General features: G+C 77.0%; 12 protein-coding genes. 5 read left to right on the top strand and 7 right to left on the bottom strand.

Going from position 1 to position 16,497, the window contains the following annotated elements; genetic code table 11:
* Nucleotides 1-154 precede the first annotated feature (154 nt).
* The gene (locus tag G443_RS06565) at nt 155-1,612 is read right to left on the bottom strand and encodes a LuxR C-terminal-related transcriptional regulator (RefSeq protein WP_308208838.1); all 1,458 of its coding nucleotides are present in this window, start codon (nt 1,610-1,612) and stop codon (nt 155-157) included.
* A gap of 2,234 nt (nt 1,613-3,846) precedes the next feature.
* Here G443_RS06565 and G443_RS06555 point away from each other — a divergent pair.
* From G443_RS06555 to G443_RS06545, 3 genes are all read left to right on the top strand, one after another.
* Complete coding sequence (locus tag G443_RS06555) at nt 3,847-5,070, top strand: acetyl-CoA C-acetyltransferase (RefSeq protein WP_026420444.1); 1,224 nt, start codon at nt 3,847-3,849, stop codon at nt 5,068-5,070.
* A 122-nt stretch (nt 5,071-5,192) separates the two neighbouring features.
* Entirely contained in the window at nt 5,193-6,650 is a 1,458-nt protein-coding gene (locus tag G443_RS06550; RefSeq protein ID WP_245588951.1) for an aldehyde dehydrogenase family protein, read from the top strand.
* A 67-nt stretch (nt 6,651-6,717) separates the two neighbouring features.
* Nucleotides 6,718-7,824 (top strand): zinc-binding dehydrogenase, encoded by a 1,107-nt coding sequence (locus tag G443_RS06545; protein WP_026420442.1) that lies wholly within the window; start codon nt 6,718-6,720, stop codon nt 7,822-7,824.
* Between the two features lie 144 nt (nt 7,825-7,968).
* Here G443_RS06545 and G443_RS06540 read toward each other — a convergent pair whose 3' ends face one another.
* From G443_RS06540 to G443_RS06515, 6 genes are all read right to left on the bottom strand, one after another.
* Entirely contained in the window at nt 7,969-8,484 is a 516-nt protein-coding gene (locus G443_RS06540) for a GNAT family N-acetyltransferase (protein WP_051314366.1), read from the bottom strand.
* Nucleotides 8,477-8,644, bottom strand: coding sequence for a hypothetical protein (locus tag G443_RS06535; protein WP_245588950.1), 168 nt, complete (start codon nt 8,642-8,644; stop codon nt 8,477-8,479). Before G443_RS06535 ends, G443_RS06540 begins: the two co-directional genes overlap by 8 nt.
* 223 nt (nt 8,645-8,867) lie before the next feature.
* On the bottom strand, nt 8,868-10,088 hold the full coding sequence (locus G443_RS06530; RefSeq protein ID WP_026420440.1) for an acyl-CoA dehydrogenase family protein: 1,221 nt from the start codon (nt 10,086-10,088) through the stop codon (nt 8,868-8,870).
* Nucleotides 10,089-10,293: 205 nt separating this feature from the next.
* A complete protein-coding gene (locus G443_RS06525) occupies nt 10,294-11,061 on the bottom strand; it encodes an SDR family oxidoreductase (protein ID WP_026420439.1) in 768 nt (255 codons plus the stop codon).
* 120 nt (nt 11,062-11,181) lie between these two features.
* Nucleotides 11,182-12,006, bottom strand: coding sequence for an SDR family oxidoreductase (locus tag G443_RS06520; protein ID WP_026420438.1), 825 nt, complete (start codon nt 12,004-12,006; stop codon nt 11,182-11,184).
* A 338-nt stretch (nt 12,007-12,344) separates the two neighbouring features.
* On the bottom strand, nt 12,345-13,397 hold the full coding sequence (locus G443_RS06515; protein WP_051314338.1) for a phosphotransferase family protein: 1,053 nt from the start codon (nt 13,395-13,397) through the stop codon (nt 12,345-12,347).
* Between the two features lie 283 nt (nt 13,398-13,680).
* On the opposite strand from G443_RS06515, the gene G443_RS25375 reads away from it, so the two are divergent.
* Both G443_RS25375 and G443_RS06500 read left to right on the top strand, forming a co-directional pair.
* Entirely contained in the window at nt 13,681-15,522 is a 1,842-nt protein-coding gene (locus G443_RS25375; protein ID WP_081715697.1) for an ATP-binding cassette domain-containing protein, read from the top strand.
* Nucleotides 15,519-16,409 carry a branched-chain amino acid ABC transporter permease gene (locus G443_RS06500; protein WP_026420436.1) on the top strand — a complete coding sequence of 297 codons (891 nt, stop codon included), beginning with the start codon at nt 15,519-15,521 and terminating at the stop codon, nt 16,407-16,409. The genes G443_RS25375 and G443_RS06500 overlap by 4 nt, the downstream gene beginning before the upstream one ends.
* The last annotated feature ends 88 nt before the right edge of the window (nt 16,410-16,497 follow it).

Below are 16,497 nucleotides of genomic sequence, written 5' to 3'. Positions count from 1 at the left end.
CCTCGCCGCCCTCGCCGAGCGGTGCGGGCGGTGAGGGCGGCGAGGGTTGGCGGCTGGCCTGCGGGGCTGCGCCGGTGGGAGGACGGGGCCGCGAACGGCACCGGACCCGGCATCCAGGGGCAGGGGACGTGGTGCGCCGGCTCGACGGGGCGGGTCACGCGCCCGCCTCCTCGGCCTGGCCGCCCGGGTGGGAGGGCAGGGACCGTCGGCGCGGGGCGCTGGTCTCGGATGTGGGACGCGGTGGTGCCTCGCCGCTGGTCGTGGTCGCCGGGTTCCTGGGCCGACCGAACACGGGTTGTTGTCCCGGTGGCAGTCGCCGGCGGTGCGCGGTGGCCAGGGCGGTCACCGACGCCTGCCCGGCCGCCTCCCGGCCGGTGGGGTGCCGCCCGACGGCGACGCCGACGCCGACGCCGCTGGCCGTTGGGGTGTCGTCGCGGTCGGAGCCGCCGTTCGACAGCAGCAACGTCAGCTCGACGCGGGAGCGCACCCCGAGGGTCGCGAAGACGTTGCGGAGGTGGTGGTCCACGGTGCGCGGGCTGAGCCGCAGGCTCACCGCGACCTCCCGGTTGGTGTTACCGGATGCGACGGCGCGGGCGATCCGCAGCTGCTGCGGGGTGAGCCGGTCGGTGTCGACCGTCCTCCGGCGGCGGCCCGCGAGGTTGACGGCCCGGGGCGGCGAGTCGCCGACCGCGCGGAGCTCGTCGCGTGCCCGGGTCGCCCACTGCCTGGCCCCGCACAGTTCGAACAGGACGAGCGCGGCGCGCAGCTGGTCCCGGGCGGCTCCGGGGCTGCGGCGCCGGCGCAGCGCCTCCCCGTGGAGCAGGCGGGTGCGGCCCTGTTCGAAGCCCTGGCCGGCCCGTTCGTGCAGGTCGATCGCCTCCCGGAACAGGGCGTCCGCGCCGCTGTCGTCGGCGTGGAGCAGGGCGCGGCAGCGCAGCGCCTGTGCCCGCCGGTCCGGGTCGCCGGTGGCCGCCGCCCAGCGTTCGAACCGCCGGAGCGGGGCGTGGACGCCGTGGGTGTCGCCGGCGAGGACGGCCGCCTCCACCAGCGAGGGGACGGCGAACTCGCGGGCGGCGAAGTGGCCGCGTGGCCCGCTGCCGACCAGCAGCGGGCGGAGCCGGTCGGCGGCCGTCTCGGGCCGGCGACCCGCCAGGTCCAGCATCGCCAGTGCCCAGGTGGCCAGGGTTTCGGCGAACACCAGTCCCCGGGCGGCGGCCTCCCTGGCCGCCCGGGCCGCGTGGTCGTGGCAGGACTCCTCCTCCCCGAGCAGGGCCGAGGTGAACGCGAGGAGCGCGCGGTGGTGTGTGGCCTGGTTGGGCTGGCCGGCGCGGTGGGCGGCGCGCAGCCCGGCGGAGGCGTGGGAGTGGGCGCGGGCGTGGTCGCCGAGGACCAGTTCGGTGTGGGCCAGGTGTTCCAGCGCGATCGGGACCAGGGCGGCCGGCCCGCCGGCGCGGGCCGAGGCCAGCGCTCGGGCCGCCGCCGTCGCGGCGTCCCGGGGCGGCCGGCGGCGAGGGCGGCGACGGTGGCCGCGAACAGGGGGACGGCGCCGTCGAGCTCGCCGTCGAGCATCCTGCGCAGCAGGGGGTTCCTTCGTGGGCCGGCCGCGCAGCACGGCCGCCAGTCCGCCCGCGTAGTCGGCCTCCCAACCCGAGGGGTGCCGGCCGGGCCGTGGCGGGTCGGGGGTTGTCGTGGCGCCGGGAGTGGGCGTTCGGTGGCCTCGGGTGGGGTGCGGGTCCCGGGATGCCCGGGTGCCGGTGGACCGTCCAGGACGGTGTCGGTCGCACAGCCGAGCGGGGCGCCTCGCACCAGCTGACCAGCCCTCCTCCCGGGGGTGTGGCCGGGTGGCCGCCGGGTGAGCCCAGGGCTGGGTGTGGGCGGCCGCTCGGACACCGGCGAGGCGCGCCGCGAGGCGGACGTCGGGGAATCGGGGCGCCCTGGGCAGCCGGTGCCCCGAGGTCGGGGCGTGCGGGGTCTCGGCCGCGGGCGGTTCCCGGCCGCGGGGCGGTTCCCGGCCGTGGACGGTCCGGGTGGGTCGTCGGCCGCCGCGTGGTCGAGGGCGGCCAGGTGCCGGGGGAGGTCACCGCTGGCCCAGCTGGCCGCCAACCGGTCCATGAGCGCCGCCCGCGCCAACGGTCCGCCGTGGGGGCGCAACAGGGCGGCGGCCAGTTCCAGGGAGGCGTGCGCGTCGGAGACCACCCCGCCGCGCAGTTCCAGGGCTCCCCGCACGAGTTCCCGGCGGCCGACCACGTCGTCGTCGGCCGCCGGCAGCTCCGGGGCCGTCAGCAGCGCCCAGGCCCGGCGGGGGTCGCCGGCGAGCCAGGCGTGGTCGACGGCGGCGAGGACGCGGCGGGCGCGGCGGCGGGCGTCAGTGGTGAGCCGTGCCGCGCTGGCCAGCGCGGTGGAGCACTGGGCGTGGTCGAGCAGCGGTCCCCGGCCGGTCGGGGAGTGCCGGTCGACGGCGCGGGCCAGGGCGGCGGCCAACCGGTCGTCCGGGCCGACGGTGGCCGCCGCCCGGTGGCACAACCGGCGGAGACCGCCGGGCCCGGGGCCAAGGACGTCGGCCACCACCGCGTGGGCGGCGCGCAGGTGGGATGGTGGCGCCTCCCGGTAGACGGCGTCCCGCAGGTGGGGGTCGCGGAACCGGACGAGGTCGCCGTCGACGACGAGGAGCCCGGTGTCCTCGGCCGGGTCCAGGCAGGACGGGGACAGCCCGGCGCGGCGGGCGGCGCGGTGGAGCAGGTCCAGGGCGGGTGGCCCGTCGAACACCGTCGCGGCGGCGGCGACCAGCACCAGCCGGCGCGTGTCGGCGGGGAGGCGATCCAGGGTGGTGGGAGGTGGCCCGGCGCGGGCCGCGGGCGCGGACGTTCCCCGGTCCGGCAGTGGTGCGACGCCGCCGGGCGGACCGGGCGGCGTCGGGGGCGGGTCCACTCCGGGCGGTTCCTCAGCCGGGCGCGGCGGACCCGGGGTCGGGGGCGGCGGGTCCGTGGGTGCGCCCGCGCCAGCGGTCAACGGCTCGGCTGCCGCCGCGTCCGACGCGGCGAGCGGTCCAGCGGGGTGGCGGGCCGCTGTGGCGGGGCCAGCCGCCACCCGAGGCTCCGACCCGGCAGGTGGGCCGACCCGTGGCCGGGTGGTCACGGCTGGGGTGGGGCGGGACGCGGGCGGCGGCGGAACCTCCGGGCGGAGCAGGCAGGACACCGAGGTGGGGGCGCGGCGGTCCGCGCGGCCGTCCGGGCACGACCGCGTGCCACGGTGCGCGGTCGGGTGACCGCCAGGGCGTCGTCGCCTCGGTCGTGGATGCGGAGGCCGACCGAGTGGACAGGCTTTCCGATCACACCGGCCAAGTTACGCACGCGTGAACTCCGGCGGAAGACCGCCGCTCGGCCCCCCTCCCGGGGCCACTGTGCGCCCGCGAGCCGGTCGTGAGCGGTGTTTCCCCAGGGCGCGGCGGGTGTGGCGACCGAGGGGGCCGCGCCGGTGCCCTCCGCGTCGTCGTCGCGTTCTGTGCCCTGTCACATGGCGGCGTCGTCCCCGGTTGTGCAAGGCGCCAGAAGCCGCCGGCCCCGCTGTACAGGGGAGGTGGCCCGTGGTCAGGTGGGATGGCCCCGGGCGGCATCCGCCGGGCCGGGGCCGGCGAACCGCAGCCGTCGCCGGCCTGACCGGCGCCGCTGCCGGCGCCACCCCGGGCCCGTCGTCCCTCGACCCGACCGGCCCCGACCGGACGACCGGACCCGACCGTCCCGTGCCGGTCCGCCCAGCCGGAACACCCCGCCCCGGGGCCGGCGGCCGGCGCACGGCCGACGCCCCCGATCCCGCCGCCCCACGCCCCGCCCGCACCCGGAGGAGACCATGCCCGAGGCCGTCATCGTCGCCGCAGCGCGCTCCCCCATCGGCAGGGCCAGGAAGGGGTCGCTGCGCGACGTCCGCCCCGACGACCTCGCCGCCGCGATGGTCCGCGCCGCGCTCGACCAGGTCCCCGAACTGCCCGTCGAGGACGTCGAGGACCTCTACCTCGGCTGCGGGAACCCCAGCGGCGAGCAGGGGTTCAACATCGCCCGCGTCGTGGCGGTGTCGCTCGGCCTGGACGCCCTGCCCGGCGCGACGATCAGTCGGCACTGCGCCTCGTCCCTCCAGACCACCCGGATGGCGTTCCACGCGATCCGCGCGGGGGAGGGCCTGGCCTACGTGTCCGGCGGCGTCGAGTGCGTGTCCCGCATCGCCCGCCCCGCCGACGCCCAGGCCGGCGGGCGGGGTGAGAACCCCCGCTACGCGGCGGCGATGGCCCGCTCGGCCACCCGCGCCGGCGGCGGAGCCCCACCCTGGGAGGACCCCCGCCTGTCCGGTGAACTGCCCGACGTGTACCTGGCGATGGGGCAGACCGCCGAGAACGTCGCCCAGCACCGGGGGATCAGCCGCCGCGAACAGGACGAGTTCGCGGTGCGCTCGCAGCGGGCCGCCGCCCGTGCCCTCGACGACGGGTTCTGGGCCGAGGACATCACCCCCGTCACCCTCCCCGACGGCACCGTCGTCGCCGCCGACGACGGCCCCCGCCCCGGGACCACCCTGGACCGGCTCGCCGGGCTCGCCCCCGTGTTCCGGCCGGACGGGACCGTCACCGCCGGGAACTGCTGCCCGCTCAACGACGGCGCCGCCGCCCTGGTGGTGATGGACGAGGACCGCGCCGGGGACCTCGGCATCACCCCGCTGGCCCGCATCCGCTCCACCGGGGTGTCGGCGCTGTCCCCGGAGATCATGGGGCTGGGGCCGGTGGCGGCCTGCCGGCTCGCGTTGCGCCGCGCCGGGCTCGGCGTCGGCGACCTCGACCTGGCCGAGATCAACGAGGCGTTCGCCGCGCAGGTCATCCCCGTCCACCGCGACCTGGGGCTCGACGAGGACCGGCTCAACGTGCACGGCGGCGCGATCGCCGTCGGCCACCCGTTCGGCATGACCGGGGCCCGGCTGACCGCCACCCTGCTGCACGGCCTCCGCGTCCGGGACGGCCAGTTCGGCCTGGTGTCGATGTGCGTGGCCGGCGGGCAGGGCATGGCGATGGTCGTCGAACGCCTCTCCTGACCCCGGTGCGGTCCCGGCGCCGCCCACGGGCCGCACGTCACCCGGAGGCGAGGCACCGCCGACCACCCACGACCCATCCCGACCACCCGACTCCCGAACACCCCGAGCGCGTGGAGGACGCCGTGCCAGCACAGCCCCAGCTGCTCGACCAGCTGCCCCCGGACCGCCTGTACCTCGACGGCCGGTGGACGGCCCCGCGCACGTCGACGCCGATCGACGTGGAGGACCCCGCCACCGGGGAGCTGCTCGGCCGGGTCGCGGCGGCCGGCCCCGAGGACGTGCACGAGGCGGTGCTCGCCGCGGAACGGGCCTTCCCCGCCTGGGCGGCCCTGGAACCGGGTGAGCGCGCCGACCACCTCGACGCCCTGCGCGCGGCGATGGCCGACCGGGCCGCCGACCTCGCCGAGCTGGTCACCGCCGAACTCGGCACGCCGATCCGTTTCTCCCGCGCCGTGCAGGTCGGGCTGCCCCTGCGGGTGTTGGAGTCCACCTCGGCCCTGCTGCGCGACCCCGGGTTCGCGGCCCCGGAACGGCTCGGGCACTCGCTGGTCCTCCGCGACCCGGTCGGCGTCGTCGGCGGCATCACGCCGTGGAACTACCCGCTGCACCAGGCCGTCGCGAAGATCGCCGGCGCGTTCGCCGCCGGCTGCCCGGTCGTGCTCAAACCCAGCGGCCTCACCCCGCTGTCCGCCCTGGCCCTGGCGGACCTTGCCGACCGGGCCGGGCTGCTACCGGGGGTGCTCAACGTGGTCCCGGGTGGCGGCCGGGTGGTCGGGGAGGCCCTGGTCCGCCACCCCGGGGTGGCGATGGTGTCCTTCACCGGGTCGACCACCGCCGGCGCCCGGGTCGCCGCGCTCGCCGGGGAACGCCTGGCCCGCGTCGCGTTGGAACTGGGCGGCAAGTCCGCCTCCGTGGTGCTGCCCGGCGCGGACCTGGCCCGCGCGGTGCGGAGGACAGTGGACAGCTGCCTGCTCAACGCCGGGCAGACCTGCACCGCGCAGACCCGCCTGCTGGTGCGCCACGACCGGTACGCCGAGGCCGTCGACCTGGCCGTCGCGGCCAGCCAGCGGTACCGGCCCGGGGACCCGACCGACCCGGAGACCCGCCTGGGGCCCCTGGTCTCGGCCGACCACCGCCGCACCGTCACCGGGCACATCGCCCGCGCGGTCCACGACGGCGCCCGGTTGGCCGTCGACGGTCGGGACGCCGCCGGGCCGGACGGGCGCGGCCACTACTGCGGGCCCACCGTCGTCGTCGACGCCGACCCCGCCGCCGCCATCGCCCAGCAGGAGGTGTTCGGTCCGGTCCTCACCGTGCTGCCCTACCGGGACGAGGAGGAGGCCGTCCACATCGCCAACGGCACCCCCTACGGGTTGGCCGGCGCCGTCTGGGCCGAGGACGACGACACCGCCACCGCCGTGGCCCGCCGGCTGCGCACCGGGCAGGTCGACATCAACGGGGCACCGTTCAACCCGGTCGCGCCCTTCGGCGGCTACGGCCACTCCGGGTACGGGCGGGAACTGGGGCCGCACGGAATCACCGAGTTCCAGCAGCTCAAAGCCGTCCAGCTTCCGCTCTGACCACCTCGACCCCACGGGCCCCGGCCCGTCCCGGTCGCCGCGACCCCACCCCGCGAGGGAGCACACCATGCCGAGCACCGCCGTCGGCGCCGTCCTGCGCGCCACCGACCAACCGCTGCGGGTCGAGGAGATCGAGCTGCGCGACCCCGGCCCGTCGGAGGTCCGGGTCCGCATGACCGCCGCCGGTGTCTGCCACTCCGACCTGTCCCTGGCCCGGGGTGTGCTGCCCCACCACCTGCCGGCCGTGTTGGGGCACGAGGGCGTCGGCGACGTCGTCGAGGTGGGGGAGGGGGTGACGGGCCTGCGGGTCGGCGACCAGGTGGTGCTGAACTGGTCACCGCCCTGCCGGGACTGCTGGTTCTGCCGGGGCGGCCAGCCCTACCTGTGCCAGGCGTCGCTGCGGTACGCGACCCGCCCGCACGCCGTGGGCGCCGACGGCCAACCTCTGTTCCCAGGGCTGGGCGCGGCGGCCTTCGCCACCGAGACGCTGGTGGCCGAGGACGCCTGCGTTCCGCTGCCACCCGGCACCCCCGCCGTGGAGGCCGCGCTGCTGGGTTGCGCCGCCCTCACCGGCGTGGGGGCGGTGCGCAACGCCGCGCGTGTCCGACCCGGTGAGTCCGTGGTGGTCCTCGGGCTGGGCGGGGTGGGCCTGTGCGCGGTGCAGGCCGCCCGCATCGCGGGGGCGGACCCGGTGATCGCCGTGGACCCCGCGCCGGAGAAGGCCGCGCTCGCGGAGTCCCTGGGTGCCACCGAGGTGCTCGAACCCGGGCCGGAGCTGGCCCGGCGGGTCCGAAGGCTGACCGGGGGCAGGGGCGCGGACCACGCCGTCGAATGCGTCGGCCGCGCCACCAGCATCCGCGCCGCCTGGGACGTGCTCCGCCGTGGCGGGCGGGCCACCGTCGTCGGGCTCGGCGAGCGGAGCGACACCCTGACCCTCAGCGCCGCCGAGGTCGCCATGCTGGGCCGCACCCTCGCCGGCTGCATGTACGGGGACTGCGACCCGGCCGAGGACCTGCCCGTCCTGCTCGGCCTGCTCGGCGCGGGAGCCCTCGACCTGGGGTCCCTGGTGGACCGGCGGATCGACCTCGCCGAGGTGGAGGACGTCTTCGCCGACCTCGACCGGGGCCGGGGCGCGCGGGCGGTCGTCGTGTTCGACCAGGGCGACCAGGGCTGAGCGCCGGCCCGGTCCGGTGGTGTCCCCGTACCGGGCCGCACCGGCCACCCCACCCCCGGCCTCTCCCCGGGGTGGGCTGCTCTGCCGCGCCGCGGCGACCGAGGACGGCCCGGGGCACCGCGACCCGGCACGCGACCGGTCGGGTCACAGGTCCAGCCACATGATCCGCAGGCCGACGTCACCGTGCTCGGGGTGGCGGAACGCCCCGGGGGCGACCCCGAGCGTGACGAAACCCAGGCTCTCGTAGAGGCGGACCGCGCTCGTGTTGGTGTCGACCACGGCGTTGAACTGGACCGCCGCGAAACCGTTCTCCCGCGCCCAACCGATCAGGTCGGTGGTGAGAGCACGCCCGACGCCCGCGCCCCGCGCCGCCCGGGCGACCATCAGACTGCCGGACGCCACGTGGCTGCCAGGACCCGGACGGTTGGCGTACATGTTCGCGGTGCCGAGCACCCGGTCGCCGTCGGCGGCGACGACCGTCCTGGCCGGTGCCGGCAGCAGCCACATCCGCCGGGCGTCGTCCGCGCCCATCCCGGGGTCGTAGGGGAGGGTTCGCGCCTCGGTGACGACGTCCTCGACGATGGGCCAGATCCGGGGCCAGTCGTCAAGCCGCGCCGGGCGGATCGTGAAGTCCGGCGTGGCCGGCCGCCGGTCAGCCACGAGGCCCACCGCCGACGTGGAGGGCCCGACCGCTCGTGGGGTCGGCGTCCTCCACGTGGTCGAGCGCGGCGACGTGGTGGCCGTGGTTCGGGAGGGCGGGGGCGATACCAGCCGCGATGCGCGCGCCGCCACCCGTGAGGGGAGCCACTCGTGTTGACACGGGGCCATCCTGGCCGCTGTGACGGCGTCCCACCACCGGTTTCTCGGCCGAACCGAGCCGGCCTCGCCCCACCGCCGTCCCGGGGTCGTCGGAGGCACCGACGGGCTGGCCCGTCCGCCGTCACCGGTGGCCGTGGCGCCTCGCCGACCTGCTGACGCCCCTTCGGCCCGCCGCTGGCACCACCCGGGCGGTGGCAGGGCTGGTCGGGGCGGGCGGAACCCGGTCAGGCCAGCGCCGCCAGCTGGCGTTCGATCTCGCGGCGGCCCAGGGACCGCAGGTGCACCTCGTCGGGTCCGTCGGCGATCCGCAGCGACCTCGCGATCGCCCAGAACCGGGCCAACGGCAGGTCCTGGCTCACCCCCGCCGCCCCGTGGATCTGCACCGCCCGGTCCACCACCCACTCCACCGCCCGGGGGACGGCGATCTTGATGCCCTGGATCTCGTCGCGGGCGGCCCGGTTGCCCTCCCGGTCCATCCGCCACGCCGCCCGGAGCACCAGCAGCCGGCACTGGTCGATCCGCACCCGCGACTCGGCCACCCACTCCCGCACCACGCCCTGGTCGGCCAGCCGGCGGCCGAAGGTCGTGCGGGTCGCGGCCCGCGCGCAGGCCAGTTCCACCGCGCGTTCGGCCATGCCGAGCAGTCGCATGCAGTGGTGCACCCGCCCCGGGCCCAGTCGGGCCTGGGCGATCGCGAAACCCGAGCCGGGCTCGCCCAACAGGTTGGCGACCGGGACCCGCACGTCCTCGAACAGGATCTCGGCGTGCCCGCCGTGGTCGTCGTCGGAGTACCCGAACTGGCTCATGCCGCGCCGCACCGTCACACCCGGCGTGCCTGTCGGCACCAGGACCATGCTGTGCCGTTCCCGTGCCGGACCGTCCTCCGAGGTCCTGCCGAGGACGATCAGCAGTTCGCACTCGGGGGAGAGCGCCCCGGAGACGAACCACTTGCGCCCGTTGACGACGTACTCGGCGCCGACCCGTTCCACCGTGGTGGCGATGTTCGTGGCGTCGGAGGAACCGACGTCCGGTTCGGTCATGGCGAAGGCCGACCTGATCCTCGCGTCCAGCAGCGGTGCCAGCCACCGCCGCCGTTGGTCCTCGGTGCCCGCCAACGCCAGGATCTCCATGTTCCCGGTGTCGGGAGCGGCGCAGTTCAGCGCGGCCGGCGCGAGGCGGGGGCTGCGGCCGGTGATCTCGGCCAGCGGCGCGTACTGGAGGGTGGTCAGCCCGGCGCCGTGCTCCCCGGGCAGGAACAGGTTCCACAGCCCGCGCCGCCGGGCCTCCGCCCGCAGGTCGGCGAGCAGCGGCGGCGGCCCCCACTCCGGCCCCGGGTCGGCCTCGCCCCGGGCCAGGGCCTCCTCGGCGGGGTGCACGTGCTCGGCCATGAAGCCCCGCAGGCGGTCGGCCAGCTCGCGGGTGCGCTCGTCGTGGGCGAAGTCCATCGGGTTTCCTCCTCGGGAGCGGGGTCACGGGGGCGGGGGACGCCCGGGTTCGGCACGCGGCGTCGGGCGTCGACGCGGGCGAGGGGGCGGAACGCCGTCGTCGCCGGAACGACCCAGCGGAGACGGACCCGCCGTCCGCCGTGGACGGAACGGACACCGGGACGGGGTGGATCGGCCACCGGCGGGGGTGCCCGGGGGCCGGGGGTCAGGCCGGGCGGAGGGTGTGGCCGCCGTCGAGCACGAGGGTCTGCCCGGTGATCCAGGACGCGTCGTCGGACACCAGGAACGCGGCGGCCGAGGCGACGTCCGCCGGATCCCCCAACCTGCCCAGCGGGTAGGCCGAGGTCACCCGGTCCTCACGGCCCTCGTAGAGGGCGGCGGCGAAGCGGGTGCGCACCACGGCCGGGGCCACGGCGTTGACCCGGACCCGGGGCGCGAGTTCCACGGCCAGCTGACCGGTCAGGCGGATCAGCGCCGCCTTGCTCGCCCCGTACACCCCGAGGCCGGGGGAGGTGTCCAACCCGGCGATCGAGGCGACGTTCAGCACGGCGCCGCCGTGCTCGCCCAGCCACGCCTGGTGCGCCTCCGACACCCAGCCCAGGGCGGCGAACACGTTGACCTCGAAGGTCTTGCGGACGGCGTCGAGGCCGGCGGTCAGCAGCGGCCCCCGCACCGGGTTGGTGCCCGCGTTGTTGACCAGCACGTCGAGCCGGCCGAACCGTTCCACGGTGCGGCGCACCGCCTCCGCGCGGTGCTCGGCGTCGTGGCTGCGGCCCGGGACGGCGAGCACCCGGTCCGGGCCGCCGAGGTCGGCGGCGGCCTCCGCCAGCGGTTCGGCGTGCCGGGCGGTCACGCACACCCGAGCCCCCTCGGCGAGCAGGCGGCGGGCGATGGCCAACCCGATGCCCCGTCCGGCCCCGGTGACGAGCGCGACGCGACCGGCGAGGCGGGGGGTGCCGTCGGCGGTGGGGATCGGCACCGGCTCGTCGGGGTGGCCGGGGGTGCCGTCGGGACGGGGGTCCGAGGTCGTCACGGGTCCTCCTCGCGGGTCACGGGTCACTGGCTCGGGGTGTCGGGGCGGGCTGCCCTGGGATCAGCCGGGCGAGGTGCCGCCGGCCAGGTGCGGGTCAGTGGGCCGGAGGCGGCGTCGGAGCCGGCGCATCCCGTCCAGCCAGCGTTCCCGGTCCGTGGCCCGCCGGCGTTCGAACTCGCCGACCTCCGGATGGGACAACACCAGGAACCGGCCGTGCCGCAACGCGTCCAACGCCTCGGCGGCCACGTCCTCGGCCGAGCGCACCCCACCCGCCGCCGTCGTGGCCGGTGCCCCGCCGTCGGAGCCGGTCAGCATCGGCGTCGCCACCCCCTGCGGGCACAGGCAGGACACCCGCACCCCCGCGTCGTGGTGTTCGATGGCCAGCCACTCGGCCACCGCCACCGCGCCGTGCTTGGTCACTGCGTAGGCGGCCGAGTCCAGGTTGGTCAGCAAACCGGCCGCCGAGGCGGTCACCAACAGGCGGCCCTCGCCCCGGGCGACCATCCCCGGCAGCACTCGGCGGGCGACGTGCACGTGGGCGGCCACGTGCACCAGCCACATCCGCTCCCACTCCTCCGGGGACCCCAGCAGGCGGCTGCCGGCGATCCCGGCGTTGGAGCAGAACACCGACACCGGTCCCAGCTCGGCCTCCACTCCGCTGATCGCCCGGTCCAGCGCCACCGGATCCGTCACGTCGAGGGCCAGGGGAACGCCGCGCCCGCCGGGCAGCGCGGCGGCGACCCGGGTGGCGGCGGCGTCGTCGAGGTCGGCGACCACGACGCGGGCGCCCTCCTCGGCGAGGCCGGACGCCAACGCCCGTCCGATGCCCGAGCCGCCGCCGGTGACGACGGCGAGCCGGCCGTGGAAGGAGAAGGACGATGTCATGGCCTGCCTTCCTGCGAGGGGAACGTCGGCGTGCCGCGTGGAGGACCCGGTGCGGGGACGGGGCGGCCGGCCGGGAGCCGGCGGGGAGCGGGTCCGGGTGGTGGCCAGCCTAACGACGTCGGGCCCCGCCGCCATCCCACCGGGACGGGGCCCCAGCCGACCCCGACGGCCCTGTTCGGAGTGGGTTCACACTGGTCAGTCCATGTCCGCTGTGGACCGGTGTCGGGGCGTGCCGCCCGGGTGCCGGCGTGGCATCCGCTGCCGGCGCACAGGCTTCCCGGCGCGGTGGTGTGCGCCGCGACAGCCGGCGAGGCCGGACCGCCCCCGCCGTGTTCCGCTCACCCGCCGTCCAGGGCCCGGTGCCCGGCCACCGCCAGTGGGCGCACCAGGTCCCCGATGCCCTCGAAACCCGGTCCCGCCGTCCTGCCCTGCTGGTGCCGGTAGTGGATCCCCTCCAGGATCACCGCGAGCTTGAGGAAACCCAGCGCCACGTACCAGGGCAGACCGGCGGCGTCCCGCCCCGAACCGGCCACGTATCGGGCCACCAGCTCGTCCTCGTCGGGGAACCCGGGCACCGTGCGGGCGTTCACCGGGTCCTGACCGTCCAGGGGGGCACGCCGCCCGTACACCAGCAGCATCCCCAGGTCCGTCAACGGATCACCCAGCGTGGACATCTCCCAGTCGAGCAGGGCCCGCACGGTCCCGTCCGGACCGAACACCGCGTTGTCCACCCGGAAGTCCCCGTGCACCAGGGTGGGGGCGGGGGAGACCGGGACCGCCGTGGCCAGCGCGGCACGCAGCCCGTCCAGCTCGGGTGTGGGACGGCTGCGTGACCCCTCCAACTGGCGCCACCACCGCCGCAGCTGGCGGTCCAGGAACCCGGACGGTCGGCCGAAGTCACCCAGGCCGACGGCGTCGACGTCGACCGCGTGCAGCTCCACCAGCCGGTCGACCAGGCACCCACCGACCCGGCGCGCGTGCCCGCCCCCGTGGCCCCGCAGCGAGCCCGCGTTCGGGACCTCGCCCTCGACGAACTCCATCACGAAGAACGGCGCGCCCAGCACCGCCGGGTCCCGGCACAGCAGGAAGGGGACCGGGGCCGGAACCGGGGTGCCGGTGAGGGCGGCGAGCACCCGGTGTTCCCGACCCATGTCGTGCGCGGTGGGCAGCACGTGCCCCAGCGGGGGCCGGCGCACCGCCCACCGCCGGACCCCGTCCCACACCAGGTAGGTCAGGTTGGACCGCCCCCCGGTCAGCAGCCGGGCCCCGAGCTCGCCCACCACGCCCCCCGGCAGGTGCTCCGCCAGGTGCGCGCGCAGTCGCGCGAGGTCCAGGCCCGGCGGTCCGGCGGCGTCGCCCCCGGGCAGGTGCGCACTGTCGTCATCGCTCATTCCCCGATCGTCGGGGCGATACCCGCCACCGGAGGCGAGGACTGTGGCGGCGCACACACTGGGCGGGACGGGTTTGGGCGGCCGCCATGACTTGGCATGCGCCGCTGGACCCCGCCGAACGGCCCGTGCTGTCGTCGTTGCCACCAGCCGGCCCGGCGCCGTCGGCGGGAACCGACGGGCCCGCACCACCCCACCCGCGAGCCGCCCGCGCCCGGCGGGCCGGACCACGCCGTGTCCGCGTGCACACCAGTCCCGACCAGCACCGGAGAGGAGGCCAGCCACCATGACCACCGACCCGCGCCCCACCACCCCCGCCGGCCTCCGCGTCGACCGGCTCGACATCCGCTACGGGCGGGCGCTGCCGGCCGTGCGCCAGGTGTGCCTGCACGTCGAACCCGGTTCGGTCGCCGCGCTGCTCGGCGCGAACGGGGCCGGCAAGAGCACCCTGCTGCGCGCCGTGTCGGGAACCCTGCCGCTGCACGGCGGTGCCGTGACCGGCGGAACCGTCGAGGTGGACGGGCGGCCGCTGGACTGGCGGGACGCGGCGTCCACGGTGGCGGCCGGCGTCGTGCAGGTCCCGGAGGGCCGCCGCGTCTTCCCCGCGCTGTCGGTGGCGGACAACCTCGACGCCGGCGCCCTCGGCCCGCGCTCGCCCCGGGGCGCCCGGCGACGCGCCGCCCGCGACGAGGTGTACGACCTGTTCCCCGTGCTGGCCCGGCGGCGCGGCCAACCCGCCGGCACCCTCTCCGGCGGTGAGCAGCAGATGCTCGCGATCGGCCGGGCGCTGATGGCCGCCCCCCGGCTGCTGCTGCTCGACGAACCCTCCCTGGGCCTGGCGCCCCGCGTGGTCCAGACCGTCGCCGAGGTCATCCGCCAGATCAACCGGAGCGGCGTCACCGTCGTGCTGGTCGAGCAGAACGCCGCCCTGGCCCTGGGGGTCGCCGACCACGCCCACGTCCTCGACCTGGGCCGGGTGCGGCTGTCCGGCGCGGCGGCCCAACTCGCCACCTCCGACGAGGTCCGGCGGCTCTACCTCGGGGAGGCACCCGACGCGTCGGAGCCCGAACCGACCGGGACCGGCGCCGAGGGGGACGTCGAACCGTCGGACCAGGACCACGGCGACCACGGCGACCACGGCCCTCGGGCCCGCCGTGCCGACACCCGGCCAGCGGCGCCCGCTCGCGCCGAACCCGGCGGGAGTCCGGCCCTTCCGACCCCATCGGACCCGCGGGGCGTCGGCGACCGGGACGGCGAACCACCGATCCCGGGCCGGCCCGCCCACACCGGGCGGGCGGCGGTTCCGCTGCGGGTCCGGTCGTTGACCGTCCGCTTCGCCGGACTGGTCGCCCTGGACGACGTGGACCTGACCGTCGAACCCGGCAGCCTGCACGCCGTCATCGGCCCCAACGGCGCCGGCAAGTCCACCTTCTTCAACGTGCTCTCCGGGGTGTGCCGCGCGGCGACCGGCAGCGTGGTCCTCGGTGACCACGACCTCACCCGCACCGCACCGCACCGGATCGCGGCGCTCGGCGTGGCCCGCACCTTCCAGAACGTCGTCCTCGCCCGGGGCACCGTCTCCGACAACCTGATGCTCGGCAGGCACGTCCTCACCCGAGCCGGGCTGCTCGCCTCCGCGTTGCGGCTGCCGGGCGCGGTCCGCGAGGAACGGACGCACCGCGCGCGGGTGCGGGAGGTCGCCGAGCTCGTCGGCCTCGGCGACCTGACCGACACCCCGGTGGACCTGCTGTCCTACGGGGACCGCAAACGCGTCGAACTCGCCAGGGCGCTGTGCATGGAACCCCGGCTGCTGCTGCTCGACGAACCGGTGGCCGGGATGAACGGGGCCGAACGGCGCCGCATGGTCGACCTCATCGCCCGGGTCCGCGCCGAACTCGCCCCGTCGATCCTGCTCGTCGAACACGACATGCCCCTGGTCATGGGCCTGGCCGACGAGGTCACCGTCCTCGACTTCGGCCGCAGCGTCGCCACCGGGCCACCCGGGCGGGTGCGCGGCGACCCGGCCGTGATCGCCGCCTACCTCGGTGGCGTCCCCGTCCCCGTCCCCGAGTCCGCCGCCGGCCCCGGCACGGCGACCGCCACGACCCTGCCGGAGGACCCCAGATGAGCGGCGTCGCGGACATCCTCGTCAACGGGTTGGCCCTCGGCTCGGTGTACGCGCTGATCGCCGTCGGGTTCGTCGTCGTGTTCACCGTGTCCGGGGTCATGAACTTCGCCCACGGCTCGCTGCTGCTGCTGGGCGGCTACCTGACCGCCGTCCTGCACCCGCACTGGGGTTTCCTCGCCGCCGTCACCGCCGCCGTCGCGGTCACGGCCGCCGGCGCCGGACTCGTCGAACTCGTCTGCGCCAGGGGACGCCACCTCGGCCAGGCCCACGTGCTGACGATCGTGACGATCGGCGTCGACATCCTGCTGCTGGCCGAACTGTCCCGGCTGATCGGATCCGACGTCCTCTCCCTCGGCGACCCCTGGGGAACCGGGGTCGTGCGCCTCGGTGGGACGGTCATCGCCCAGTCCCGCATCGCCTCGGTGCTCGTGGCGGTCCTGCTCATCGCGACCCTGTTCGCCCTGCTCCGCTGGTCGCGGTGGGGCCTGTCGCTGCGGGTGGTGACGGCCGACCGGGAGGCCGCCACCCTGATGGGGGTCCGGCTGCGCCGCGTCCGGGTCAGCGCCTGGTGCGTCGCCGGGGCGCTGGCCGCCGTCGCCGCCGTCTTCCTCGCAGCCTTCCCCACCCCGGGCCTGGACCGGGCCACCGGGCAGGTCGCGCTGGCCGCGTTCCCCGCCGCCGTGCTCGGCGGCCTGACCTCGGTGCCCGGTGCCCTGGTGGGCAGCGCGCTCATCGGGCTCACCGAGGCCACCGTCACCAGCTACCGCACCCACCTGGGAGAACTCGGCCAGTCGCTGGGTGACGTCGCCCCCTACCTGATCATGCTGCTGGTGCTGCTGGTCCGCCCGAACGGTCTGCTCGGAGCGAAGGAGACCACCCGTGTCTGAACCGGCGGTCGCCGACCCCACGGCCCCCACCGCGCCCCGCCAAAGCCTCCCGCCCCGTCGACCCCCGACCCGGGCACTGGCCACGGCC

The organism is Actinoalloteichus caeruleus DSM 43889, assembly GCF_000429185.2.
Lineage (GTDB): Bacteria > Actinomycetota > Actinomycetes > Mycobacteriales > Pseudonocardiaceae > Actinoalloteichus_B > Actinoalloteichus_B caeruleus.
This window is presented reverse-complemented; position numbering and strand designations above follow the sequence as displayed.